At 51.5% G+C, this 24,801-nt stretch carries 25 protein-coding genes; 12 read left to right on the plus strand and 13 right to left on the minus strand.

Going from position 1 to position 24,801, the window contains the following annotated elements:
- Positions 1-231: 231 nt before the first annotated feature.
- The 9 genes from tdcA to I6L54_RS04300 all read left to right on the plus strand — a co-directional run bounded on the left by tdcA (position 232) and on the right by I6L54_RS04300 (position 12,057).
- Complete coding sequence (gene tdcA, locus I6L54_RS04260) at positions 232-1,170, plus strand: transcriptional regulator TdcA (RefSeq protein ID WP_040230533.1); 939 nt, start codon at positions 232-234, stop codon at positions 1,168-1,170.
- A 98-nt stretch (positions 1,171-1,268) separates the two neighbouring features.
- Positions 1,269-2,258: a bifunctional threonine ammonia-lyase/L-serine ammonia-lyase TdcB gene (gene tdcB, locus I6L54_RS04265; RefSeq protein ID WP_005131704.1), complete on the plus strand. Its 990-nt coding sequence runs from the start codon at positions 1,269-1,271 to the stop codon at positions 2,256-2,258.
- Positions 2,259-2,280: 22 nt separating this feature from the next.
- A complete protein-coding gene (tdcC, locus tag I6L54_RS04270; protein WP_005131699.1) occupies positions 2,281-3,612 on the plus strand; it encodes a threonine/serine transporter TdcC in 1,332 nt (443 codons plus the stop codon).
- Positions 3,613-3,643: 31 nt separating this feature from the next.
- Positions 3,644-4,852, plus strand: coding sequence for a propionate kinase (tdcD, locus tag I6L54_RS04275; protein ID WP_005131695.1), 1,209 nt, complete (start codon positions 3,644-3,646; stop codon positions 4,850-4,852).
- A gap of 28 nt (positions 4,853-4,880) precedes the next feature.
- Positions 4,881-7,175, plus strand: a complete 2,295-nt coding sequence (pflB, locus tag I6L54_RS04280) for a formate C-acetyltransferase (protein ID WP_040230534.1) — start codon at positions 4,881-4,883, stop codon at positions 7,173-7,175.
- Positions 7,176-7,188: 13 nt separating this feature from the next.
- Positions 7,189-7,584 (plus strand): enamine/imine deaminase, encoded by a 396-nt coding sequence (locus I6L54_RS04285; RefSeq protein WP_040230535.1) that lies wholly within the window; start codon positions 7,189-7,191, stop codon positions 7,582-7,584.
- 88 nt (positions 7,585-7,672) lie between these two features.
- Complete coding sequence (gene tdcG, locus I6L54_RS04290) at positions 7,673-9,037, plus strand: L-serine ammonia-lyase (RefSeq protein ID WP_005131490.1); 1,365 nt, start codon at positions 7,673-7,675, stop codon at positions 9,035-9,037.
- Between the two features lie 353 nt (positions 9,038-9,390).
- Complete coding sequence (locus tag I6L54_RS04295; RefSeq protein ID WP_040230536.1) at positions 9,391-10,722, plus strand: SLC5/6 family protein; 1,332 nt, start codon at positions 9,391-9,393, stop codon at positions 10,720-10,722.
- 24 nt (positions 10,723-10,746) lie between these two features.
- Positions 10,747-12,057, plus strand: coding sequence for an L-cysteine desulfidase family protein (locus tag I6L54_RS04300; protein WP_040230538.1), 1,311 nt, complete (start codon positions 10,747-10,749; stop codon positions 12,055-12,057).
- A 119-nt stretch (positions 12,058-12,176) separates the two neighbouring features.
- On the opposite strand, the gene I6L54_RS04305 is transcribed toward I6L54_RS04300, so the two are convergent.
- Positions 12,177-12,326: a protein YhaL gene (locus I6L54_RS04305; RefSeq protein WP_005131483.1), complete on the minus strand. Its 150-nt coding sequence runs from the start codon at positions 12,324-12,326 to the stop codon at positions 12,177-12,179.
- Positions 12,327-12,352: 26 nt separating this feature from the next.
- Positions 12,353-13,054 carry a pirin family protein gene (locus I6L54_RS04310; protein ID WP_005131482.1) on the minus strand — a complete coding sequence of 234 codons (702 nt, stop codon included), beginning with the start codon at positions 13,052-13,054 and terminating at the stop codon, positions 12,353-12,355.
- A 104-nt stretch (positions 13,055-13,158) separates the two neighbouring features.
- On the opposite strand from I6L54_RS04310, the gene yhaJ reads away from it, so the two are divergent.
- On the plus strand, positions 13,159-14,055 hold the full coding sequence (gene yhaJ, locus I6L54_RS04315) for a DNA-binding transcriptional regulator YhaJ (RefSeq protein ID WP_003024855.1): 897 nt from the start codon (positions 13,159-13,161) through the stop codon (positions 14,053-14,055).
- Between the two features lie 37 nt (positions 14,056-14,092).
- Here yhaJ and I6L54_RS04320 read toward each other — a convergent pair whose 3' ends face one another.
- From I6L54_RS04320 to exuT, 11 genes are all read right to left on the minus strand, one after another.
- Positions 14,093-14,458 carry a DUF805 domain-containing protein gene (locus I6L54_RS04320; RefSeq protein ID WP_005131480.1) on the minus strand — a complete coding sequence of 122 codons (366 nt, stop codon included), beginning with the start codon at positions 14,456-14,458 and terminating at the stop codon, positions 14,093-14,095.
- A 124-nt stretch (positions 14,459-14,582) separates the two neighbouring features.
- Complete coding sequence (gene yqjG / locus I6L54_RS04325; RefSeq protein WP_005131479.1) at positions 14,583-15,569, minus strand: glutathionyl-hydroquinone reductase YqjG; 987 nt, start codon at positions 15,567-15,569, stop codon at positions 14,583-14,585.
- 72 nt (positions 15,570-15,641) lie between these two features.
- Positions 15,642-16,034, minus strand: coding sequence for a DoxX family protein (locus tag I6L54_RS04330; protein WP_005131473.1), 393 nt, complete (start codon positions 16,032-16,034; stop codon positions 15,642-15,644).
- Between the two features lie 174 nt (positions 16,035-16,208).
- Entirely contained in the window at positions 16,209-16,508 is a 300-nt protein-coding gene (locus I6L54_RS04335) for a YqjK-like family protein (protein ID WP_005131470.1), read from the minus strand.
- The gene (locus I6L54_RS04340) at positions 16,508-16,903 is read right to left on the minus strand and encodes a phage holin family protein (RefSeq protein WP_005131468.1); all 396 of its coding nucleotides are present in this window, start codon (positions 16,901-16,903) and stop codon (positions 16,508-16,510) included. The genes I6L54_RS04335 and I6L54_RS04340 overlap by 1 nt, the downstream gene beginning before the upstream one ends.
- A 2-nt stretch (positions 16,904-16,905) precedes the next feature.
- Positions 16,906-17,211: an ElaB/YgaM/YqjD family protein gene (locus tag I6L54_RS04345; RefSeq protein WP_003024832.1), complete on the minus strand. Its 306-nt coding sequence runs from the start codon at positions 17,209-17,211 to the stop codon at positions 16,906-16,908.
- A 33-nt stretch (positions 17,212-17,244) separates the two neighbouring features.
- Positions 17,245-17,613: a DUF1090 domain-containing protein gene (locus I6L54_RS04350; RefSeq protein ID WP_040230539.1), complete on the minus strand. Its 369-nt coding sequence runs from the start codon at positions 17,611-17,613 to the stop codon at positions 17,245-17,247.
- Positions 17,614-17,761: 148 nt separating this feature from the next.
- Positions 17,762-18,145, minus strand: coding sequence for an EnvZ/OmpR regulon moderator MzrA (gene mzrA, locus I6L54_RS04355; protein WP_005131464.1), 384 nt, complete (start codon positions 18,143-18,145; stop codon positions 17,762-17,764).
- 3 nt (positions 18,146-18,148) lie between these two features.
- Entirely contained in the window at positions 18,149-18,811 is a 663-nt protein-coding gene (gene yqjA, locus I6L54_RS04360; protein ID WP_005131462.1) for a DedA family general envelope maintenance protein YqjA, read from the minus strand.
- A 349-nt stretch (positions 18,812-19,160) separates the two neighbouring features.
- The gene (exuR, locus tag I6L54_RS04365) at positions 19,161-19,937 is read right to left on the minus strand and encodes a transcriptional regulator ExuR (RefSeq protein ID WP_005131459.1); all 777 of its coding nucleotides are present in this window, start codon (positions 19,935-19,937) and stop codon (positions 19,161-19,163) included.
- Between the two features lie 134 nt (positions 19,938-20,071).
- Entirely contained in the window at positions 20,072-21,373 is a 1,302-nt protein-coding gene (gene exuT, locus I6L54_RS04370) for a hexuronate transporter ExuT (protein WP_005131457.1), read from the minus strand.
- A gap of 473 nt (positions 21,374-21,846) precedes the next feature.
- Here exuT and uxaC point away from each other — a divergent pair, with 473 nt between their 5' ends.
- On the plus strand, positions 21,847-23,259 hold the full coding sequence (gene uxaC / locus I6L54_RS04375; RefSeq protein WP_040230541.1) for a glucuronate isomerase: 1,413 nt from the start codon (positions 21,847-21,849) through the stop codon (positions 23,257-23,259).
- A 15-nt stretch (positions 23,260-23,274) separates the two neighbouring features.
- The gene (locus tag I6L54_RS04380) at positions 23,275-24,762 is read left to right on the plus strand and encodes a UxaA family hydrolase (protein WP_005131449.1); all 1,488 of its coding nucleotides are present in this window, start codon (positions 23,275-23,277) and stop codon (positions 24,760-24,762) included.
- The last annotated feature ends 39 nt before the right edge of the window (positions 24,763-24,801 follow it).

A 24,801-nucleotide genomic window follows, 5' to 3' on the forward strand; every position in this document is an offset into this window, starting at 1 on the left:
AAGCAGGTGTGTTATTGCCATAAAATTCTGTTATCCCCCCATCTTTTTTTGATTAAAGTCAGGTTAAAGTGAGATCGTGTTTTTATAATTTATTGATTATAAAGAATTTTATTGTTTAATAATACTCTTGCAAAATGTAAGTGAAGGGGATTTGTGAGTGGTCGCACATATCCTCGATTGCTTAATTTGGTACACTTCCTGCCGTCAACAAAGTAATTAACGCAGGTCGATATGAATACTATTACTCTCCCTAAAACACAGCATTTAGTGGTCTTTCAGGAAGTCATTAGAAGTGGTTCTATCGGCTCGGCTGCAAAAGAATTAGGTTTAACTCAACCCGCTGTCAGCAAAATCATTAACGATGTTGAGGCTTATTTTGGCATTGAGTTAGTCGTACGTAAAAATACCGGTGTGACATTGACCCAGGCAGGTCAGGTGATGCTTTCATGGTCTGAATCCATTACCCGCGAAATGAAAAACATGGTTGATGAGATGAACAGCATGACCAGCAACGCGATCGTTGATGTGTCGTTTGGCTTCCCTTCACTGATCGCCTTTACCATCATGTCCGGCATGATAAAAAAATTCAAAGAGGTGTTCCCGAAAGCGCAGGTTTCCATGTATGAGGCTCAGCTCTCCTCTTTCTTACCTGCGGTACGCGATGGGCGTCTGGATTTCGCCATTGGTACGCTAAGTGATGAGATGAAACTGCAGGATCTCCATGTTGAGCCGCTTTTTGAGTCAGAGTTTATTCTGGTGGCCAGTAAGTCCCGAACATGCACCGGCATCACCACACTGAGCGCGTTGAAAAACGAACAGTGGGTGTTGCCACAAACGAATATGGGTTACTACAGCGAACTTCTCACCACGTTACAAAATAATGGCATCAGCAGTGAAAACATCGTTAAAACAGACTCCGTTGTCACGATTTATAATCTTGTTCTCAATGCTGATTTCTTAACAGTAATTCCCTGTGATATGACCGCTCCATTTGGTTCAGACCAGTTTATTACTATCCCGGTAGAAGAAGCCTTACCGGTTGCACGTTATGCCGCCGTTTGGTCTAAAAATTATCGAATAAAAAAAGCAGCATCTATTTTGGTTGAATTAGCCAAAGAATATTCATCATATAATTCTTGTAGGCGAAAGCAATTAATTGAAATTGATTAAAGGTTGAACTTGTTTTAATGCAAAATTAACGCCATCGATCTATATCAGACGTTGGTCACGGCTATCTATTTACTTTAATACCCAGGTAAGAGGTTCTAATGCACATTACATACGATCTCCCAGTTGCAATTGAAGATATCCTCGAAGCGAAAAAAAGACTGGCGGGGAAAATTTATAAAACGGGAATGCCTCGCTCTAACTATTTTAGTGAACGTTGCAAAGGGGAAATTTTCCTCAAGTTTGAAAACATGCAGCGTACCGGTTCATTTAAAATCCGTGGCGCTTTTAACAAGCTCAGTTCATTAACTGAAGCAGAAAGAATGAAGGGCGTGGTGGCTTGCTCTGCGGGTAACCATGCGCAAGGGGTTTCTCTCTCCTGCGCTATGCTCGGTATCGATGGCAAAGTGGTGATGCCAAAAGGCGCGCCGAAGTCAAAAGTGGCGGCAACCTGCGATTATTCCGCAGAAGTTGTGCTGCACGGCGACAACTTCAACGACACCATCGCGAAGGTTAGCGAGATTGTGGAAACGGAAGGCCGTATCTTTATTCCGCCATACGATGATCCAAAAGTGATTGCTGGCCAGGGAACGATTGGCCTGGAAATTTTAGAAGATCTGTACGATGTCGATAACGTGATTGTACCAATTGGCGGTGGTGGACTGATTGCGGGTGTTGCCGTAGCAATTAAATCTATCAACCCAACAATTAGAATTATTGGTGTGCAGTCTGAAAACGTTCACGGCATGGCGGCATCTTTCCACGCTGGAGAAATAACCACGCACCGAACGACCGGCACCCTGGCGGATGGTTGTGACGTCTCTCGCCCGGGTACTTTAACGTATGAAATTGTTCGTGAGTTGGTGGATGACATTGTCCTGGTCAGCGAAGATGAAATTCGCAACAGCATGGTGGCATTAATTCAGCGAAATAAAGTTGTGACTGAAGGTGCCGGCGCGCTGGCATGCGCAGCATTATTAAGCGGGAAATTAGATAGCTATATCCAGAACAGAAAAACAGTCAGCATTATTTCTGGCGGTAATATCGACCTTTCTCGTGTATCTCAAATTACTGGTTTAGTTGACGCTTAATATACTTCGTTGAGGATAGGATATGAGTACTACTGATAGCATTGTATCCAGCCAGACAAAACAGTCGTCCTGGCGCAAATCGGACACCACCTGGACACTGGGTTTATTTGGTACAGCCATCGGCGCAGGGGTGCTGTTCTTCCCTATCCGCGCAGGTTTTGGCGGACTGATCCCCATTCTGATCATGCTGGTGTTAGCATACCCCATCGCCTTCTATTGCCACCGTGCGCTGGCACGCCTGTGTCTTTCCGGTTCTAATCCTTCCGGTAACATCACAGAAACGGTTGAAGAGCACTTTGGTAAAACGGGCGGCGTGGTTATCACGTTCCTCTACTTCTTTGCGATTTGTCCGCTGCTGTGGATTTATGGCGTCACCATTACCAACACCTTTATGACCTTCTGGGAAAACCAGCTGCAGATGCCCGCGTTAAACCGTGGCTTCGTGGCACTGTTCCTGCTGCTGTTGATGGCATTCGTCATCTGGTTTGGTAAGGATCTGATGGTTAAAGTGATGAGCTACCTGGTATGGCCATTTATCGCCAGCCTGGTGCTTATCTCTCTGTCACTGATTCCTTACTGGAACTCAGCGGTTATCGATCAGGTTGATCTCAGCAATATCGCACTGACTGGCCATGACGGCATCCTGGTTACCGTATGGCTGGGTATTTCCATCATGGTGTTCTCTTTTAACTTCTCACCGATCGTTTCTTCCTTCGTAGTGTCTAAACGTGAAGAGTATGAGAAAGATTTCGGTCGTGAATTCACCGAGCAGAAATGTTCCAAAATCATCTCCCGCGCCAGTATGCTGATGGTTGCCGTAGTTATGTTCTTCGCCTTTAGCTGCCTGTTTACGCTGTCTCCGGCAAATATGGCGGATGCGAAAGCGCAAAACATTCCGGTACTGTCTTACCTGGCGAACCACTTCGCTTCACTGTCCGGTACGAAGTCCACCTTCGCGACCGTTCTGGAGTACGGTGCTTCTATCATCGCCCTGGTCGCTATCTTCAAATCTTTCTTCGGCCACTATCTGGGCACGCTGGAAGGCCTGAACGGTCTGGTGCTGAAGTTTGGTTACAAAGGCGATAAAACGAAAGTTTCCGTCGGCAAACTGAACACTATCAGCATGATCTTCATCATGGGCTCCACCTGGGTTGTGGCTTACGCCAACCCGAATATCCTGGACCTGATTGAAGCAATGGGCGCGCCGATTATTGCCTCTCTGCTCTGCCTGCTGCCGATGTATGCCATCCGTAAAGCGCCGTCACTGGCGAAATACCGTGGCCGTCTGGATAACGTGTTTGTTACCGCGATTGGTCTGCTGACCATCCTGAACATTGTCTACAAACTGTTTTAATCCATAAGCTCAGGATGAGCGGAGTAGTGAAATGAATGAGTTTCCGGTAGTACTGGTTATTAACTGTGGTTCATCCTCCATTAAATTTTCAGTGCTGGATGCAGCAAACTGTGAAGTTTTACTGGCGGGAATTGCAGACGGTATTAACTCTGAAAATGCGTTCATAGCAATTAATGGAGGAGAGCCAGCTAAGCTGGCTCACCACAGCTACGAAGACGCATTAAAGGCTATTGCCGTTGAACTGGAGAAACGTAATTTAATGGACAGCGTGGCCTTAATTGGCCACCGCATTGCCCACGGCGGAAATATCTTTACCGAATCAGCCATTATTACAGATGAAGTTATCGAGAATATTCGCCGGGTCTCTCCTTTAGCACCGTTACACAATTATGCGAACCTGAGTGGGATTGAATCTGCACAGCATCTTTTCCCTGGTCGGCAGCAGGTCGCGGTATTTGATACCAGCTTCCACCAGACAATGGCGCCTGAAGCGTATATGTACGGTTTACCGTGGAAATATTTTGAGGAACTGGGTGTTCGTCGTTATGGCTTCCACGGCACGTCGCACCGCTATGTTTCTCAACGTGCGCATGAGCTGCTTGAGCTACCGCATGATGATTCTGGCCTTGTTGTGGCTCACCTCGGGAATGGGGCGTCTATCTGTGCGGTGCGTAATGGACTGAGCGTGGATACCTCGATGGGGATGACGCCGCTGGAAGGCCTGATGATGGGGACTCGCAGCGGTGATGTGGACTTCGGTGCGATGGCGTGGATCGCCAGTGAAACCAACCAGACGCTAAGCGACCTTGAACGTGTAGTGAATAAGGAATCTGGCCTGCTGGGTATTTCCGGTTTGTCGTCCGACTTACGTACGCTGGAAAAAGCCTGGCACGAGGGACACGAACGCGCACAACTGGCAATTAAAACGTTTGTGCATCGTATCGCGCGTCATATCGCCGGACATGCCGCATCGCTGCATCGTCTTGATGGGATTATTTTCACTGGCGGAATAGGTGAGAACTCGGTATTAATTCGTCGTCTGGTTATTGAGCACCTTGCTGTTTTAGGTGTGAATATAGACAGCGAAATGAATAGTCTGCCAAATTCCCATGGCGAAAGAATTATCTCAAATAAAGATGCTCGTGTTATTTGTGCGGTTATTCCCACAAATGAAGAGAAAATGATTGCGAGTGATGCCATTGCGTTAGGCAAAATTAATACACCAGTAGAATTTGCATAATTAATTTTCAGCAGAGAGATTATTTTTCATGAAGGTAAATATCGATACCAGCGATATGCTGTATGCCGAAGCCTGGAATGGCTTTAAAGGTACGGACTGGAAAGAAGAAATTAATGTCCGTGATTTTATTCAGCACAACTATACGCCTTATGAAGGGGATGAATCTTTCCTCGCCGAAGCAACGCCTGCGACCACGGCATTGTGGGAAAAAGTCATGGCGGGCATCCGTATCGAAAACTCGACGCATGCGCCGGTTGATTTTGATACCAATATTGCTACCACAATTACCGCACATGATGCGGGTTATATTGAACAAGAACTGGAAAAAATCGTCGGTCTGCAAACGGATAAGCCGCTCAAGCGTGCGCTACATCCGTTTGGCGGCATCAACATGATCAAAAGCTCTTTTGATGCTTATGGTCGTGAGATGGATGCTGATTTTGAATACCAGTTTACTGAGCTGCGTAAAACCCATAACCAGGGTGTATTCGACGCCTACTCTCCGGATATGCTGCGCTGCCGTAAATCCGGCGTGCTGACTGGTCTGCCGGACGGCTATGGCCGTGGCCGTATCATCGGTGACTATCGCCGCGTGGCGCTGTACGGTATCCGCTACCTGGTGCGCGAGCGTGAACTGCAGTTTGCCGATCTTCAGTCGAACCTGGAGTGGGGGCAGAATCTTGAAGCCACGATTCGCCTGCGTGAAGAGCTGTCTGAACATCGTCGCGCCTTGCTGCAAATGCAGGAAATGGCGGCGAAGTATGGCTGCGATATCTCCCGCCCGGCACGTAATGCGCAGGAAGCGGTGCAGTGGGTGTACTTTGCTTATCTGGCTGCGGTGAAATCTCAGAACGGCGGCGCGATGTCGCTGGGTCGTACCGCATCGTTCCTCGACATCTACATTGAGCGCGATTTCAAAGCGGGAATTTTAGACGAGCAGCAGGCGCAGGAGCTGATCGACCACTTCATTATGAAGATCCGCATGGTGCGCTTCCTGCGTACGCCGGAATTCGACACTCTGTTCTCAGGCGACCCTATTTGGGCGACCGAAGTTATCGGCGGTATGGGGCTGGATGGCCGCACGCTGGTGACGAAAAACTCGTTCCGCTATCTGCATACGCTGCACACCATGGGCCCGGCACCTGAACCGAACCTGACGGTGTTGTGGTCTGAGCAGCTACCGATTGCTTTCAAAAAATATGCCGCCCAGGTATCTATCGTCACGTCATCTTTACAGTATGAAAACGACGACCTGATGCGTGCAGACTTTGACAGCGATGACTATGCCATTGCCTGTTGCGTCAGCCCGATGGTTATCGGCAAGCAAATGCAGTTCTTCGGGGCGCGCGCCAACCTCGCCAAAACGTTGCTGTATGCAATCAACGGCGGCGTGGATGAGAAACTGAAAATCCAGGTCGGACCGAAAACTACACCGTTGATGGATGATGTGCTGGATTACGACACGGTGATGGAGAGCCTGGACCACTTTATGGACTGGCTGGCTGTGCAGTACATCAGCGCACTGAACATCATCCACTACATGCACGACAAGTACAGCTACGAAGCATCGCTGATGGCGCTGCACGATCGTGATGTTTATCGCACGATGGCCTGCGGTATGGCGGGTCTGTCCGTAGCGGCGGATTCTCTGTCGGCTATCAAATACGCCCGCGTGAAACCGATTCGCGATGAAAACGGCCTGGCAATTGATTTCGAAATCGAAGGCGACTATCCGCAATACGGCAACAACGACGAGCGCGTGGACAGCATTGCCTGCGACCTGGTCGAACGCTTTATGAAGAAAATTAAGGTGTTGCCAACCTACCGTAACGCGGTGCCGACGCAGTCCATTCTGACCATCACCTCCAACGTGGTGTATGGACAGAAAACCGGTAACACGCCGGACGGACGCCGCGCAGGCACGCCATTCGCGCCAGGGGCTAACCCGATGCATGGTCGCGATCGCAAAGGTGCGGTTGCGTCGTTAACCTCGGTGGCCAAACTGCCGTTCACCTATGCCAAAGATGGTATCTCGTACACCTTCTCCATTGTGCCGGCTGCGCTGGGCAAAGAGGACGGGGTGCGTAAAACCAACCTGGTCGGTCTGCTGGACGGTTACTTCCATCATGAAGCGCATGTGGAAGGTGGGCAGCATCTGAACGTTAACGTCATGAACCGTGAAATGTTGATGGATGCCATTGAGCACCCGGAAAACTATCCAAACCTGACGATCCGCGTGTCTGGTTATGCGGTGCGCTTCAACGCGCTGACCCGTGAACAGCAGCAGGATGTAATTTCCCGTACTTTCACCCAGGCGCTTTAACGCCGGAGGGGCTATGAGAAAAGTTATTGCAACTGAATGTGCGCCAGGGGCCATTGGCCCTTACGTACAGGGTGTGGATCTGGGCAGCATAGTGTTCACATCGGGCCAAATACCGGTGTGCCCACAGACCGGTGAAGTGGCAGAAAACGTGATCGATCAGGCGCGTCAAAGCCTGGAAAACGTGAAAGCGATTGTCGAGTCCGCCGGTTTGAAAGTGAGCGACATCGTGAAAACCACCGTTTTCGTTGCCGATCTGAATGACTTCGCCACCATTAACCAGGTGTACCAGCAGTTCTTTGATGAGCACAAGGCTATCTACCCCACGCGCAGTTGCGTGCAGGTCGCCCGCTTACCGAAGGATGTAAAGCTGGAAATTGAAGCCATCGCTGTACGTGGCGACACGGTGTAATCCCCTGCGGGGCGATCTGCGGATCGCCCCGATCCTTTAATGAGTGTGAAACCTGGTCTTCACTGAACGGCAATCCGAGGGTGTGGATATGATTAGCGCATTCGATATTTTTAAGATTGGCATTGGACCTTCCAGCTCCCATACCGTGGGGCCCATGAATGCAGGTAAAAGCTTTATCGATCTGTTGGTCAGCAGCGGGGAACTCCCCAGGGCTACACATATTGTGGTCGATCTTTATGGATCGCTCTCCCTGACCGGAAAAGGTCATGCGACAGATGTCGCTATCATGATGGGGCTGGCTGGTAACAGCCCACAAAACGTTAATATAGATTCAATCGCTGGTTTTACGCAGGAAGTGGCCCGTACCGGACGTTTACCGGTGGCAGAGGGCACACATGTTGTCGATTTCTCTCCAGATGAAAATATTCTCTTCCATACCGAAACGCTGCCGCGCCATGAAAATGGTATGCGCATCACCGCGTGGAACGGCACCGAGACGCTGTTAAGCAAAACCTATTACTCCGTCGGCGGTGGTTTTATCGTTGAAGAGGAGCAATTTGGTCAGGCGCATGATGTTGAAGCACACGTGCCCTACAATTTTCATTCCGCCAGCGAACTGCTGAAACTGTGTGAGCGCAACGGGCTGTCTGTTTCCGGTCTGATGATGCAAAACGAGCTGGCGATGCGCAGCAAAGAAGAAATCGATGCTGGCTTTGCTGCCATTTGGGACGTCATGCATGCCGGGATTGAGCGCGGCATGAACACCGAAGGCGTCCTGCCGGGCCCGCTTAATGTACCGCGTCGCGCCGTGGCATTGCGTCGACTGCTGGTCTCCAGCGACAACCTGTCCAGCGACCCAATGAACGTCATTGACTGGATCAACATGTTCGCTCTGGCCGTGAGCGAAGAAAACGCCGCCGGATGCCGGGTTGTGACGGCACCGACCAACGGAGCATGTGGGATTATCCCTGCTGTCCTGGCCTATTACGACAAGTTCCGCCGCCCGGTGAATGCAAATTCCATTGCCCGCTACTTACTGGCCGCGGGGGCGATAGGCGCGCTGTATAAGATGAACGCCTCGATTTCGGGTGCCGAAGTGGGCTGTCAGGGTGAGATTGGCGTTGCTTGTTCAATGGCTGCTGCCGGGCTGACCGAGTTGCTTGGCGGTAGCCCGTCTCAGGTGTGTATTGCGGCGGAAATCGCCATGGAGCATAACCTGGGACTGACCTGCGATCCGGTCGCCGGGCAGGTACAAATACCGTGTATTGAGCGCAATGCGATCAACGCGGTAAAAGCCGTCAACGCCGCGCGCATGGCGTTACGACGGACGTCCGAGCCACGCGTGTCACTCGATAAAGTGATCGAGACCATGTACGAGACGGGCAAAGACATGAACGACAAATACCGTGAAACCTCACGTGGAGGCCTGGCAATTAAAGTGGTTTGTACCTGAGGTTAATGGTCGTGATTACGGTTTGCACGCTTTTGTAGGCCGGATAAGGCGCAAGCGCCGCTATCCGGCAAAGAGTGACTCAATCCGACAGAACCCAAAAGGCGTACTTTAGTACGCCTTTTTTGTTGTGATCTGCTTCAAAAATAGAAAGGAATAACATCTTATCAAGGTTTAAGAGAAAATATTTCTTAACTATCAGCAATTACAGGGGTTTGTTTGTGAAGTTTTTCTCTAACCCTGCGCGTATGATTTCTCCATTCTAATAGCTTGCCTGCATCTCATGTACTGCGTATCGCCTTGAAGCAGTGCGATAAAATAAAAAAAACCTCTACCTACACATTAAGCGGGAAATTATGGAAACGGCAACGAATAGTAGCGTAATACTCGACGCATCAGCGCCTGCGCGTCGGGCGGGAATGACCGAAAGCGAATGGCGGGAAGCTATTAAGTTCGACAGCACGGACACCGGCTGGGTCATTATGAGTATTGGGATGGCGATTGGTGCGGGGATTGTTTTCCTTCCCGTCCAGGTGGGTCTGATGGGGCTGTGGGTTTTCTTGCTCTCCTCCATTATCGGCTATCCTGCGATGTATTTATTCCAGCGCCTGTTTATCAACACGCTGGCGGAATCCCCGGAATGTAAAGATTACCCAAGCGTAATCAGCGGCTATTTGGGTAAAAACTGGGGCATCCTGTTAGGCGCATTATATTTTGTGATGCTGGTTATCTGGATGTTCGTCTATTCCACCGCCATCACCAACGACAGCGCCTCTTATCTGCACACATTTGGCGTTACTGAAGGCTTACTATCCGACAGCCCGTTCTACGGCCTGGTGCTGATTTGCATCCTGGTGGCTATCTCGTCACGCGGGGAAAAACTGCTGTTTAAGATCTCCACCGGCATGGTACTGACCAAGCTGCTGGTGGTGGCAGCGCTTGGTGTATCGATGGTGGGAATGTGGCATTTGTATAACGCGGGCTCACTGCCGCCGATGGCGCTGCTGATCAAAAACGCAATTATCACGCTGCCGTTTACCCTGACTTCAATTCTGTTTATTCAGACGCTAAGCCCGATGGTTATTTCGTACCGCTCTCGTGAGAAATCGATTGAGGTGGCACGCCATAAAGCTCTGCGTGCTATGAACATCGCGTTCGGTATTCTGTTTGTCACCGTCTTTTTCTACGCCGTTTCCTTCACGCTGGCGATGGGGCATGACGAAGCGGTTAAAGCCTATGAGCAGAACATTTCCGCTCTGGCGATCGCCGCGCAGTTTATCAGTGGTGATGGTGCAGGTTGGGTGAAAATCGTCAGCGTTATTCTGAACATTTTCGCCGTGATGACCGCCTTCTTCGGTGTTTACTTAGGCTTTCGTGAAGCCACTCAGGGGATCGTAATGAACGTGCTGCGCCGCAAAATGCCAGCCGAGAAAATCAACGAAACTCTGGTTCAACGCGGCATTATGGTCTTCGCTATCTTACTGGCCTGGAGTGCAATTGTGCTCAATGCGCCGGTACTGAGCTTCACCTCTATTTGTAGCCCAATCTTCGGCATGGTGGGCTGCTTGATCCCGGCCTGGCTGGTCTACAAAGTTCCTGCACTGCACAAATACAAAGGCGCCTCTCTGTACCTGATTATCGTCACCGGCCTGTTGTTGTGCGTTTCTCCGTTCCTGGCATTTTCCTGAGTTATCTGAGCAAGGGTTGTTGTTATGTTTGAGACTACATTGAATCCATTATGGGATAGTTTTATCCGCGCGGTGCAGGAAGAAGTTAAGCCTGCGCTGGGTTGTACGGAACCTATCTCTCTGGCTCTGGCGGCAGCGGTCGCATCCTCCGAGCTGGACGGCGCGGTAGAACGTATTGATGCGTGGGTCTCACCGAACCTGATGAAAAACGGCATGGGCGTTACCGTGCCGGGTACCGGAATGGTCGGGTTGCCTGTCGCGGCGGCGCTGGGTGCGCTGGGGGGAAATGCCCGTGCCGGTTTAGAGGTACTGAAAGATGCGTCACCACAAGCGATTGCGGATGCCAAAGCGATGCTGACCGCCGGGAAGGTGGCGGTAATGCTGCAGGAGCCTTGCGAGGATATTCTCTTCTCTCGTGCGAAGGTGTACGGCGCTAAAGGATGGGCGTGCGTGACGATTGTCGGCGGTCATACCAACATTGTGCACATCGAGACCAATAACGGCGTGGTGTTTACTAAGCCTGAGCAGGTTCAGGCTGATGAGCAGGAATCCCCGCTGGCAGTGCTATCCCACACCTCGCTGGAAGAGATTGTGGCATTTGTGAATGCTGTGCCGTTTGAGTCAATCCGTTTTATTCTCGATGCGGCCAAACTGAACGGTGCGCTGTCTCAGGAAGGACTGCGCGGCAACTGGGGCTTGCACATCGGAACTACGCTGGAGAAGCAGTGCGCACGTGGTCTGCTGGCTAACGATCTCTCAACCGCCATTCTTATTCGTACCAGCGCGGCATCGGATGCGCGAATGGGCGGGGCGACGTTGCCAGCCATGAGCAACTCCGGCTCCGGCAATCAGGGGATTACCGCCACCGTCCCGGTGATGGTGGTGGCTGAGCACTTTGGGGCTGATGAAGAGAAACTGGCCCGTGCGCTAATGCTGTCTCACCTGAGTGCTATTTACATCCATCATCAGCTTCCGCGTTTGTCTGCGCTGTGCGCGGCAACCACGGCAGCAATGGGCGCGGCGGCGGGGATGGCATGGATCGTGGATGGTCGTTATAACACTATCGCGATGGCGATCAGCAGCATGATTGGCGACGTGAGCGGAATGATTTGCGATGGCGCCTCGAACAGTTGCGCAATGAAAGTCTCTACCAGTGCGTCAGCAGCCTGGAAAGCGGTGCTGATGGCGCTGGACGATACCGCTGTAACCGGCAATGAGGGGATTGTGGCGCACAACGTGGAGCAATCTATCGCTAACCTGTGTGCGCTGGCGTGTCGTTCGATGCAGGAAACCGACAAGCAGATCATTGAGATCATGGCCAGTAAGGCACATTAAGCAGGAACGATGGTAAACCCGGTGCCTGATGGCGCTGTGCTTATCAGGCCTACAACATACTCTGTCTTGTAGGCCGGGTAAGGCGCAGCCGTCACCCGGCATAAGTCAAAGCCGCCTTTTCAGGCGGCTTCTTCATCTTCCAGTCGTAGCTCAGCATCGGCCACAATCGCTTCCAGCTCTGTCAGCATTTCTTCATAGCCGAAGGGAACTGTCTCCCGTTTTTCCGGCACAGCCTGCGGCTGGCGTTTTTTTGATAACTTCTTACTCAACAGTCGTACTCCGTTGTTTTCTCTGACTATACGGGCAAATCTATCAGCAAAGCGCGCAGCGGGGTATCGGCGACTAACGTTATGTTAGTTTCGTCACGAATAAATGCCCCATCGCCGCAGGTGAGCGCTTCTTTTTCGGCGCCAGCCGTCACCGCATGGAATCTGCCGTGAATCGACTGTAAATAAGCGCGTGGCCCATGTAACTGAAAACTCAGCGATTCACCTTGCTGCAGTTCAACGTGGTGCACCCATACCTGTTGGCGCAGATGCAGGCTGCCTTGTTCACCGTCCGGTGAGGCCAGCAGCTGATGCTTACCTGCGCTCAGCGTCGCTTTCTGTACGCAGGCGTTTTCGCGCTGCGGGCAGGCGTCCAGCCAGAGCTGCATTCTGGTCAGGGGCTTATCTTTGCTGATATTGTGCTCGCTGTAGCTGATCCCTGGTTGCGTAGCGAGCAGTAACACCTCTCCGGCTTTGGCCTGAATATGGTTACCTTCGCTGTCGCGATACTCTGCTTCCCCTTCGAGGATCAGATTGACGATATCAACCTTTGGATAGGTACGTGGCTGGAAAGAGGCCCCCGGTGCCAGAACTTCCTGGTTCAGAACACGCAGCGAGGCATAACCCAGCAGTTTAGGATCAAAATAGTGTCCAAAGGAGAAGGTATAACGGGCCTGCAGCCAGCCGTAGTCTGCTTGCCCGCATTGTTTGGCTGTACGGGTAGTAATCATAGTTCTTGACCTCTCTTTACTTCCTTTTATGTTAAATGGCTAGACGCTGCATTGTTAGCCAGATATTCTGCCCGGTATGTTCAAATTTCCTGAATGAGAACGAGATGGCCAAAGAACGGGCTTTAACGCTTGAAGCGTTACGCGTCATGGACGCAATAGACAGGCGCGGCAGCTTTGCCGCTGCGGCAGATGAACTGGGACGCGTACCTTCCGCGCTCAGCTATACCATGCAGAAACTGGAAGAAGAGCTGGACGTAGTGCTGTTTGACCGCTCAGGTCACCGCACAAAATTTACCAACGTCGGGCGTATGCTGCTTGAACGTGGACGTGTACTGCTGGAAGCTGCGGATAAACTGACCACCGATGCCGAAGCGCTGGCTCGCGGTTGGGAAACGCATCTGACCATCGTTACCGAAGCGCTGGTACCGACGGCGGCGTTTTTCCCACTGATCGACCGACTTGCCGGGAAGGCCAATACCCAGCTTTCCGTCATTACCGAAGTTCTGGCCGGGGCGTGGGAGCGTCTTGAGCAGGGGCGGGCGGATATCGTGATTGCGCCGGATATGCATTTTCGCTCATCCTCAGAAATCAACTCGCGTAAGCTGTACTCACTGATGAACGTCTATGTGGCGGCTCCGGATCATCCCATTCATCAGGAGCCGGAACCGTTATCGGAAGTCACCCGCGTGAAATACCGCGGGATCGCAGTGGCGGACACCGCCCGTGAACGCCCGGTACTCACGGTTCAACTGCTGGATAAACAGCCGCGTCTGACGGTGAGTACGATTGAAGATAAACGCCAGGCGCTGTTGGCTGGCCTGGGCGTGGCGACGATGCCGTATCCACTGGTGGAAGAGGATATTGCCGCTGGTCGGCTGCGGGTAGTAAGCCCGGAATCGACAAGCGAAATTGATATTATTATGGCCTGGCGTCGGGACAGCATGGGTGAGGCGAAATCCTGGTGTCTGCGGGAAATCCCCAAGCTGTTTGCGGGTAAATAAGAAATACGCCCCTTCAACGGAAGGGGCGTATTTAAATTCAGGATAACTGTTTGGGGTCAGCGCCGAAGCGGTTGCTCCCCGTCGTGCCGTTTTGACAGTTGAAAATAATGATGACCAACCAGCCGACGATCGGGATCAGCAACACCAGTAGCCACCAGGCTGAACGGTCGGTGTCATGTAAACGCCGGAACTGTACCGCCCACCATGGAATAAAGACCAGAACCCCATAAATCGTCGTTAATATGCCTTCTCCTCCGGCGCGTTCCCAGCCAAGCATTCTGTCCAGAATGCCCAGCACGAACGTGAAGATGATGTTGACCAGCACAAACATCCAGTATTCTTTACGACGCGCGCGGCCACCAAACCCAAAGTAGTTCTTTAATACGTTTAAATACCAATCCATTTTTGCCTCGTTCTGCATTCAATTACTTGTTTTTAAAGCAATCAAAATAAGAATAGCTGCGAATATAATGCTGGTAAATGTTTGTAGTATTAATTATTTGGCCCCAAACGGAGGCCTGTGTAAATCAGGCAAAACGGCTGTCACGTCCATGAGGTTCGCTGAGGTCCTGCCACGGGCCGATTGAAATAATACCGGTCGGGTTGATCGTTTTGTGGCTACGGAAGTAGTGATTGCGGATGTGATCGAAATTGACGGTCTCCGCAATGCCTGGCATCTGGTAGATATCGCGCAGAAAACCGTACAAATTCAGGTAGTCACTGATGCGGTGTTTGTCGCATTTGAAGTGGGTGACATACACAGGATCAAAACGTACCAACGTGGTCCACAGGCGAATATCGGCCTCGGTTAGCTGGTCACCGGTCAGGTAGCGATGTTGACCCAGGATCTGCTCCAGCCGCGCCAACGATTGAAAGACTTTTTCTACGGCGTCGTCGTAAGCTTCCTGGCTGGTAGCAAATCCGGCTTTATATACGCCGTTATTGACGTTGTCATAAATCCAGCCGTTCAGTTCGTCGATTTTACTTTGCAGAACAGGTGGATAGTAATCCCCGGCTTTTGCGCCCAGCGCATCAAACGCGGTGTTAAACATGCGGATGATTTCAGCCGATTCGTTGCTGACGATGGTGTGATTTTTTTTATCCCACAGCACCGGAACGGTCACCCGGCCGCTGTAGTGCGGATCGGCGTGTAAATACAGTTGATAGAGAAACTCGTGCTGATAAAGCGTATCACCGGTGGCTGCCGGGAAGTTGTTATCAAACGTCCAGCCGTTTTCCAGCATCAGCGGATTCACTACGGAAACGGAAATAAACGGTTCCAGCCCTTTGAGTTTACGCAAAATCAGCGTGCGATGCGCCCACGGACAAGCCAGAGAAACGTAGAGATGATAGCGGTCTTTTTCGGCGGCGAAGCCACCTTCACCCGTAGGACCCGGTGCGCCATCCGCGGTGAGCCAGTTACGGAATGCCGATGCCGAGCGTTGAAATTTCCCCCCGGTTGATTTGGTGTCGTACCAGGTGTCATGCCAGACGCCGTCAATGAGTTGTCCCATAATTTTCGCCTCCTCAGATAGCAAAAACGAGGAGATATCTCCTCGCTTTTTAATGCGTTTAGTATAGCTCGCTTACCACTTTTTATTCAGTACACGGTCAATACTGAATGCGCCCGGGCCGGTGATAGCCAGCAGCAGGAAACCGCCTGCGATGGTCAGGTTTTTCATGAACATCAGAGAGTTCATCCCTTCCGCAAAGTTGCTGTGGAAGAGGAACGCTGTCAGCAGCGTGAAGCCTGCGGTGAACAGCGCGGTAGTACGGGTCAGGAAACCAAACAGGATTGCCAGACCGCCGCCGAACTCAAGCAGAATAACCAGCGGCAACATAAAACCAGGGACGCCCATGGCTTCCATGTACTGTTGGGTACCCGCATATCCGGTGATCTTTCCCCAACCTGCAGTAATAAACAGGATTGGCATCAGAATGCGCGCTACCAGTACACCAACATCTTCTAATTTTTTCATCATACTCTCCAGGAAACCACTCAGGCGGATTGTTTTGTTTTTTGTGCATCAACGCTGCAGAACGCGTCGTTGCTGTCGATGGAGAGAATCATAGACGTACAGAATGACAATTGTTAGCAAGGAAAACTGTCAGAAATTTTCAAAAAATTTGAGGTTAGGTGGAAGGAGAGGGGATCAGCCGCGCAGCTGCTGTTGTCTGATGGTCGATTTTACCAGACGCCAGATGCTCCAGGCGCTAAAGCCACGTTTGGCCCAGCGTACCAGTAGGTTCGGATTACGGATGGTGCGAACCGCCATAATACTGCTGCCGACCAGCACCCAGCCGCGCAGGTTCAACAGCGTCTTCCAACCACGATCGTAGACTTCGGTGGCCTCCAGCCAGTCGCGACGAGTGGCAGACAGATCCAGCCGTTGCTGCTGGATCTGTCCAAGCAGTTGTGCCTTACGTTTTTGGCGCTCGACTTTACTGCTCATTAGAAATCATCCTCCAGGGCCTGCCTGTCGTTAGCGAGTTCGTGGCGTGTATGGCGTAACAGCGTCGATTTACGGGCTTTACGTAATGTCCATATCCCGCCAACGAGCGCCAAAAGCAACAGCACAACGGTTGTGGCAATCATGGCGTTCAGGCGATATTGAGGGTCGATGGCCCAGATGATAAGCACCATCAGGCTCATCAGGCCAAACGCCGCGAACAGCATGGTCAGCCCAAGCATCAGCAGGATCTGGATGAGATTGGCTTTTTCCTCTTCCAGCTCAACGACGGCCAGCCGTAATCGGGTCTCTACGATCTCAACGAGAATCGTGAGAACCCGTTGTCCAGTCCCCAGGATGCTTTTGCCTGGACCTTGTGCGTGTTGAGAGTCAGCCATTGTTAGCGGCGCGACAGCAGTACACCAAGCACCACACCGACCGCAGCGCCAATACCAACGCCTGTCCATGGGTTTTCGCGCACATAGTTATCGGCTTTGGCGGCCGCTTCACGGGTTTGCTTAGCAATCACATCGCTGGTCTCGCTCAGACGATGGCGGCTCTCGCGCAGCGCATGTTCGGCTTTGCTGCGAATTTTACTCATCTCTTCCTTCGACTTATCGCCAGAGGAGCTCAGTACTTCTTCGAGCGTATCCGCAAGGGATTTCAGCTCAGCGCGCAGATTTTCCGTAGCGTTATCTTTTGACATAGTTTTCTCCAGGTGAGTGGGTAGTTACCGTACTTAGTAATCGCGGGTCTCAAGTTCCTTCAGCTCTTTCTGAGCCTCTGCAAGCTTACGTTCGCGTTTTGCGACTTTATCCGCATCGCCTTTTTGCTTCGCTTCGGCTAAATCACGCTGACGTTCGGCTATCTCATTTTTCTGCTCCGCGATTTTTTTCTGGTGATTCGCGCGCAGTTTGCTGTCAGTACAGTTTGCCCGAACTTCACTAAGTGCTTTGTTTAACCCATTGATGCGGCTCTGATTGTTGTGTTTTTCGGCATAACTAATTTCCCGCTGAATGTCTTGTTCTTTTTCCTGACAGAGGGAGTTAGCGTAGCTACCGGCACTGAGAGCGAAAAGACTCATTGCCAAAGCGATGCGGTATTTCATTCTTGAACCTTCCATTGTGATGCGACCCGATGTGTTGTGGTCGATGCTCCAGAATAATAAAGCTGTAGGTCATAACTTCAGTTTATTAATCATAGGCACTAAACGGTGAAATCACCAAAGTGAGTGATCTAATTCAGATTCCTGGAGATTAACCAAAGCGGTGCGGTGTATCCCGTAAACGAGATAACCACTGCACTGCCTGATTGTCATCATCCTGTTGAGCAATAACGAAGCCGTGCGGTAACGTTCGGTCCAGCACGACCTTTGCGGCTGCGCTCTGCGCGCTGGAATCAAAGGTGATCAGCAGCGCGTCATTTTGCGGAGTAATACTTTTAAAACGAATGCCGTTGGCGTCCAGGTGATGCCAGATAGAGAAGCCATCAGGCATGCTGGCTCCCTGGTTTATGGCGCGAATGGCAAGCGTCGATTCCTGCTGGCGAATGACCGACCAGGTCAGGATTAACGCGCTCAAAAACAGCATAAAGGAGGTGGTCCAGGCCAGTCGTCGGAGCGTTATGCGTGATTTCAGCATAATTTACCCTCGGTTCCCGTATTTCTTTTTCCAGAGTACAACCAGTGAACCGGCCAGGCCAACCACCAGTAATACGACAGGAAGCAGCATCAGGCAGGACATGAGCTGATCTTCATACTTGAGAAAAACAGGTGTTTTGCCCAGTAGATAGCCCAGCGTGGTCAGAATCAGTACCCACAATAGCCCGCTCATCCAGTTGAAGAACTGAAAACGCGCATTATTCAGCCCTGACAGTCCGGCAATGGTCGGTAGTAATGTTCTGACGAACGCAATAAAGCGACCGACCAACAGTGCGGATAAGCCATGCTTGTGGAAAAGATGATGCGCGCGTTGGTGATAATGAGCAGGAAGATGTGAAAGCCAGTTTTGCACGGTGCGGGTATTACCCAACCATCGGCCCTGAATATAGCTGAGCCAACAACCGAGGCTGGCTGCGGTGGTGAGCAGCAGTACGGTTTGCGGAAAACCCATTGCGCCTTTGGCAATAAGAACGCCGACCAGTACCAGTAAACTGTCACCAGGTAAAAAGGCCGCGGGTAGCAACCCATTTTCCAGGAACAAAATTGTAAACAGTACAAAATACAGCATACCAATCATGGAAGGATTGGCCAGAGTTTCAAAATCCTGAGCCCATAAAGCATTCAATAATTGAGTCAGTAGTTCCATTCAATATTCCTGGAGAATCGGTTGTCGTCATGCCGGTTTTCTGGAGTTTGTAACGCCGCAATTTTATTGGTGTTTTTTACATGGATCGCGGTCTGACACAAATTCACGGCCTGAACTATTCCCTGTAAAGTTGTGAAGTAAGCAAGCTCTCAAACACAAAAATTCAAATAGCATCTAATTGTAACAAAGGTCAACGTTGTCCGTTATAGAAATTACGGTGGTTGAACTCTGATTTTGCTGATCGCAAGGGAGTGAGGCGAGAGGATTTACACAGGCTGACACTTTATACCTAATGCTTACCGTGTGTCAGAAACAGGCGCTGTTATCGCGCCTGTGAAAGTCTGAACGTTTATTTTGTGCTGTTTGCAGCAGTATCCAGATGAACGACCGGATTTTCCGTGAAAAGGTAACGATCCGCGTTGAACTCGAAATCATCGCTGGTTTCGTTAAACAGCATCTGTTTCGTGTTCTCAAGGTGCTGCCACATCGCCAGTTTGGCTGCATGTGGATCTTTGCGAATTAATGCTCGCAGGATCTGGTCATGGTCATCACACCAGTTGTCTACCGTGCGCAGATCAATGTGATCGTGCAATTTCTTCCAGTAGGGGTTGTGAACGCGCTGAGTCCACATTTTTTCAACAATGGCGGCCAGAGCTGAGTTTTGCGTCGCTAGCGCGACCTGAACATGGAACTGCAGGTCCCATTCGGAGTCACGAAAGCTTTTTTCGTTGCGCGACTTCTCCTGGATTTCCATCAGTTTCATGATGTCCTGCTTGGTCACCTGGGTGGCGGCAAACTCGGCGATGTTGCTCTCAATGAGCTGACGCGCTTGCAGCAATTCAAAAGGACCGTAGCTGGCGAATTCCAGACCTTCGTCGGGAGCAACATAATGTTTGGGTTGGTTAGAGATGACGTGGATACCTGATCCTTTACGCACCTCAACGTAGCCTTCAACCTCGAGCATGATAATCGCTTCACGAACCACGGTACGGCTGACATTCTTTTCATCGGCAATAAAGCGCTCGGCGGGAAGTTTATCGCCCACCAGATAGACGCCTTGCTCGATGCGTTCTTTTAGATCGGCAGCAAGTTGTTGGTACAAACGTCGTGGTTCAGTGATTTCCATATGCACTCCAGGCATGATACAGCAGACTATATTTGTTATACCACTTTTGCGATGGCGGCTCTACTCGCACCGACAAAAAAGCCGCCAGTTAACTGGCGGCTCTGCATTATATACCCATGACGACTAGCGTCAGGTTAATTTTGCGTGGCGGGAGAGCCGGTTTGCGGACCTGAATCAATCTCGCTGGCCGATTTGTTCTGCAGTACCGTCCAGATGACTAACGCACCGAGCAGGTCGAATATTGCCAGTACGGCGAACAGCGGGCTGAAACCGATGGTATCAGCCAGGGCGCCAACGACCAGGGCAAACAGAGTACTCGCCAGCCAGGCTGACATCCCCGTCAGGCCGTTAGCGGTCGCGACCTCATTGCGGCCAAATACGTCAGAAGAGAGCGTAATCAGCGCGCCAGACAGTGCCTGGTGAGCAAAACCACCGACGCACAGCAGGGCAATAGCAATATACGGGCTGGTGAACAGACCAATCATCCCTGGGCCAATCATCAGCAGTGCACCCATGGTGACGACCATTTTACGGGACACGATCAGGTTTACGCCGAACCAGCGCTGGAACAGCGGCGGTAAGTAACCCCCGATGATACAGCCCATGTCAGCAAACAGCATTGGCATCCACGCGAACATCGCAATCTCTTTCAGGTTAAAGCCGTAGACTTTAAACATGAACAGCGGGATCCAGGCGTTGAATGTCCCCCAGGCTGGTTCTGCCAGAAAACGTGGCAGTGCGATACCCCAGAACTGGCGGTTACGCAGGATCTGGCCAAGCGACATTTTCTTCGCTGTGCTGTTTTTATGCTGCGATTCCTGACCGTTAAGGATGTAATCACGCTCTTCGTCAGACAGTTTTTTCTGGTCGCGCGGGTGTTTATAGAAGACAAGCCAGGACATCGCCCAGATGAAGCTCAGGGCACCAGAAATAATAAACGCCATCTGCCAGCTGTGCATGACGATAGCCCACACGACCAGCGGCGGAGCGATCATCGCGCCAATAGAAGAGCCGACGTTAAAGTAACCTACGGCAATAGAACGCTCTTTTGCCGGGAACCATTCTGAACTGGCTTTCAGACCCGCAGGGATCATCGCGGCTTCTGCGGCACCGACTGCGCCTCGTGCCAGTGCCAGTCCACCCCAGCTACCAGCCAGCGCCGTGGCACCACAGAAGACGGCCCACAGAACGGCGAACATCGCGTAGCCTACTTTGGTGCCGAGCACATCGAGCACGTAGCCAGCAACGGGTTGCATTACGGTGTAAGCAGCAGAATACGCTGCGATGATATAGGAATACTGTTGAGTGGAGATGTGTAACTCTTCCATCAGAGTTGGCGCAGCTGCCGCCACAGTGTTACGTGTCAGGTAACCCAGCACGGTGCCAAGCGTCACCAGTGCGATCATGTACCAACGTAACCCTTTAATTTTACGCATGTAAAACCTCATCGTTTTGTTATGTCCGCTAACGAGCGGTCATCGTCCAGTCCAGGGCGGAGGATGTTCTTTTACGAAGGGCGTGACCGAAAAAAACCGGCACTGCCCCGAACTTTGCCATGTCAATGATTGTGCTAATTCGGTTTCCATACCGGTCAATCCGATGGTGGACCATCGGTAATTTGCATTCCGTCGGCCTATGTATCGCGACGGCAAAAAGATAACTTGTCATACAGCTTTAAAAGGTGAGTGCCATCACAAAAGTGTGAATCTTCGTGTGGTCATTAATTCGATTCAGCAAAGCCAGTGCTGGCGCGGCTTGCCGTGAGTTTTACCTCTTTGAGAGTAATTTTTTTGTTATCATTTGTTGATCTAACTCACGAAAATATCTTCGGTGTATGGAAATTGGTGTGATAACTTTGACAACATCAAAACATAAGCAATCTGACGCACTCGCTGAGAGGAAGACGATAATGACCCCGTTTATGACTGAAGATTTCCTGCTGGACACCGAATTTGCCCGCCGTCTGTATCATGATTACGCCAAAGACCAGCCAATCTTCGACTACCACTGCCATTTGCCGCCGCAACAAATCGCGGATAACTACCGTTTTAACAACCTGTATGACATCTGGCTGAAAGGCGATCACTACAAATGGCGCGCCATGCGTACTAACGGCGTCGCTGAACGCTTGTGTACCGGTGATGCGTCCGATCGCGAGAAGTTTGAAGCATGGGCCGCGACGGTCCCACACACCATCGGTAACCCGCTCTACCACTGGACGCATCTTGAACTGCGTCGCCCATTTGGTATTACAGGTAAGCTGTTGTCACCTGCAACTGCCGATGAAATCTGGAATCAGTGCAACGAATTGCTGGCGCAGGATCGGTTTTCCGCACGTGGAATCATGCAGCAGATGAATGTGAAAATGGTCGGTACCACCGATGACCCGATCGATTCTCTGGAGCATCACGCTGCGGTCGCGAAAGACAGCACCTTTGCTATCAAAGTGCTGCCAAGCTGGCGTCCGGATAAAGCTTTCAACATTGAACTGGCGACCTTTAACGATTACATGGCGAAGCTGGGTGAAGTTTCTGACACCGAGATCCGCCGCTTTACCGACCTGCAAACCGCGCTGACCAAGCGTCTGGATCACTTTGCTGCGCACGGTTGTAAAGTCTCTGACCATGCGCTGGATGTGGTGTTGTTTGCCGAGTCTAACGAAGCTGAACTGGATAACATCCTGGCCCGTCGCCTGGCCGGTGAAACCCTGAGCGAGCACGAAGTCGCCCAGTTCAAAACTGCCGTGCTGGTGTTCCTCGGCGCAGAATACGCGCGTCGCGAATGGGTACAGCAGTACCACATCGGCGCGCTGCGTAATAACAACCTGCGTCAGTTCAAGCTGCTGGGTGCGGACGTCGGCTTTGACTCCATCAACGACCGTCCGATGGCGGAAGAGCTGTCCAAACTGTTGAGCAAGCAGAATGAACAAAACCTGCTGCCGAAAACCATCCTGTACTGCCTGAACCCGCGCGATAACGAAGTGCTGGGGACTATGATCGGTAACTTCCAGGGCGAAGGTATGCCGGGCAAAATGCAGTTCGGTTCCGGCTGGTGGTTCAACGATCAGAAAGACGGGATGGAACGTCAGATGACGCAGCTGGCGCAGCTCGGGCTGCTGAGCCGTTTCGTCGGCATGCTGACTGATAGCCGTAGCTTCCTGTCCTACACCCGCCATGAATACTTCCGTCGCATCCTGTGTCAGATGATTGGTCGCTGGGTTGCCGCAGGTGAAGCGCCTGCCGACATCCAGCTGCTGGGTGAAATGGTGAGAAATATTTGCTTCAACAATGCGCGTGATTACTTCGCCATTGAACTGAACTAAGGCCCGGGTGAAGGTATGCAATACATCAAGATCCATGCGCTGGATAACGTCGCAGTTGCGCTTGCTGATTTGGCAGAAGGAACCGACGTCACCGTTGACGGGCAGGTGGTCACTCTGCGCCAGGCGGTGACTCGTGGCCATAAATTCGCTTTACGCGGTATCGCGAAAGGTGAAAACGTCATTAAATACGGTTTGCCAATCGGTCATACGCTGGTTGATGTCGCTGCGGGTGAGCACATTCATGCTCACAACACGCGCACGAATCTGAGCGACCTGGACACGTATCGCTACCAACCTGATTTCCAGGCGGAAGTCGCGCAGCCTGCCGATCGCGATGTGCAGATTTATCGCCGCGCGAACGGTGACGTTGGGGTGCGTAACGAACTGTGGATCCTGCCGACCGTCGGCTGCGTGAATGCCATGGCGCGTCAGATGCAGAACCGCTTTTTGAAAGAGACCCACGACGCTGAAGGTATCGACGGCGTGCATCTCTTCAGTCACACCTATGGCTGCTCGCAATTGGGTGACGACCACATTAACACCCGCACCATGCTGCAAAACATGGTGCGTCACCCGAATGCGGGGGCGGTGCTGGTGGTTGGCCTCGGTTGTGAAAACAACCAGGTTGATGCCTTCCGCGAAACGTTAGGGGAGTATGATCCTGATCGCGTTCACTTTATGGTCTGCCAGCACCAGGAAGATGAAGTGGAAGCGGGGATCGAACATCTCCATCAGTTGTACAACGTGATGCGTAACGATAAGCGTGAGCCGGGTAAGCTGGGTGAGCTGAAGTTTGGTCTGGAATGCGGCGGATCTGACGGCTTGTCTGGGATCACCGCTAATCCGATGCTGGGGCGTTTCTCTGACTACGTGATTGCGAACGGCGGAACTACCGTGCTGACCGAAGTGCCGGAAATGTTCGGCGCCGAGCAGCTGCTGATGGATCACTGCCGCGATGAAGAAACCTTTGGCAAATTGGTTACCATGGTCAATGACTTTAAGCAGTACTTTATTGCCCACGACCAGCCGATCTACGAGAATCCATCGCCGGGGAACAAAGCGGGTGGCATCACCACGCTGGAAGATAAATCGCTGGGATGTACACAGAAAGCGGGTTCCAGCAAAGTTGTTGATGTACTGCGCTACGGCGAACGCCTGAAAACGCCTGGTCTGAATCTGTTAAGTGCTCCGGGTAATGATGCCGTAGCGACCAGTGCGCTGGCGGGGGCCGGCTGTCATATGGTGTTGTTCAGTACCGGACGCGGTACACCGTACGGCGGTTTTGTACCGACGGTGAAAATCGCGACCAACAGCGAGCTGGCCGCGAAGAAAAAGCATTGGATCGATTTTGATGCCGGGCAGCTAATCCACGGTAAAGCGATGCCGCAACTGCTGAACGAGTTTGTCGATACCATCGTTGAGTTTGCCAACGGCAAGCAGACCTGCAACGAACGCAACGATTTCCGCGAACTGGCGCTGTTTAAGTCGGGAGTGACGCTGTAATAAATGCCTGATGGAGCCTGCAGGTCTGCGCAAATCGTA

It is taken from the genome of Citrobacter pasteurii, assembly GCF_019047765.1.
Classification (GTDB): Bacteria; Pseudomonadota; Gammaproteobacteria; order Enterobacterales; family Enterobacteriaceae; genus Citrobacter; species Citrobacter pasteurii.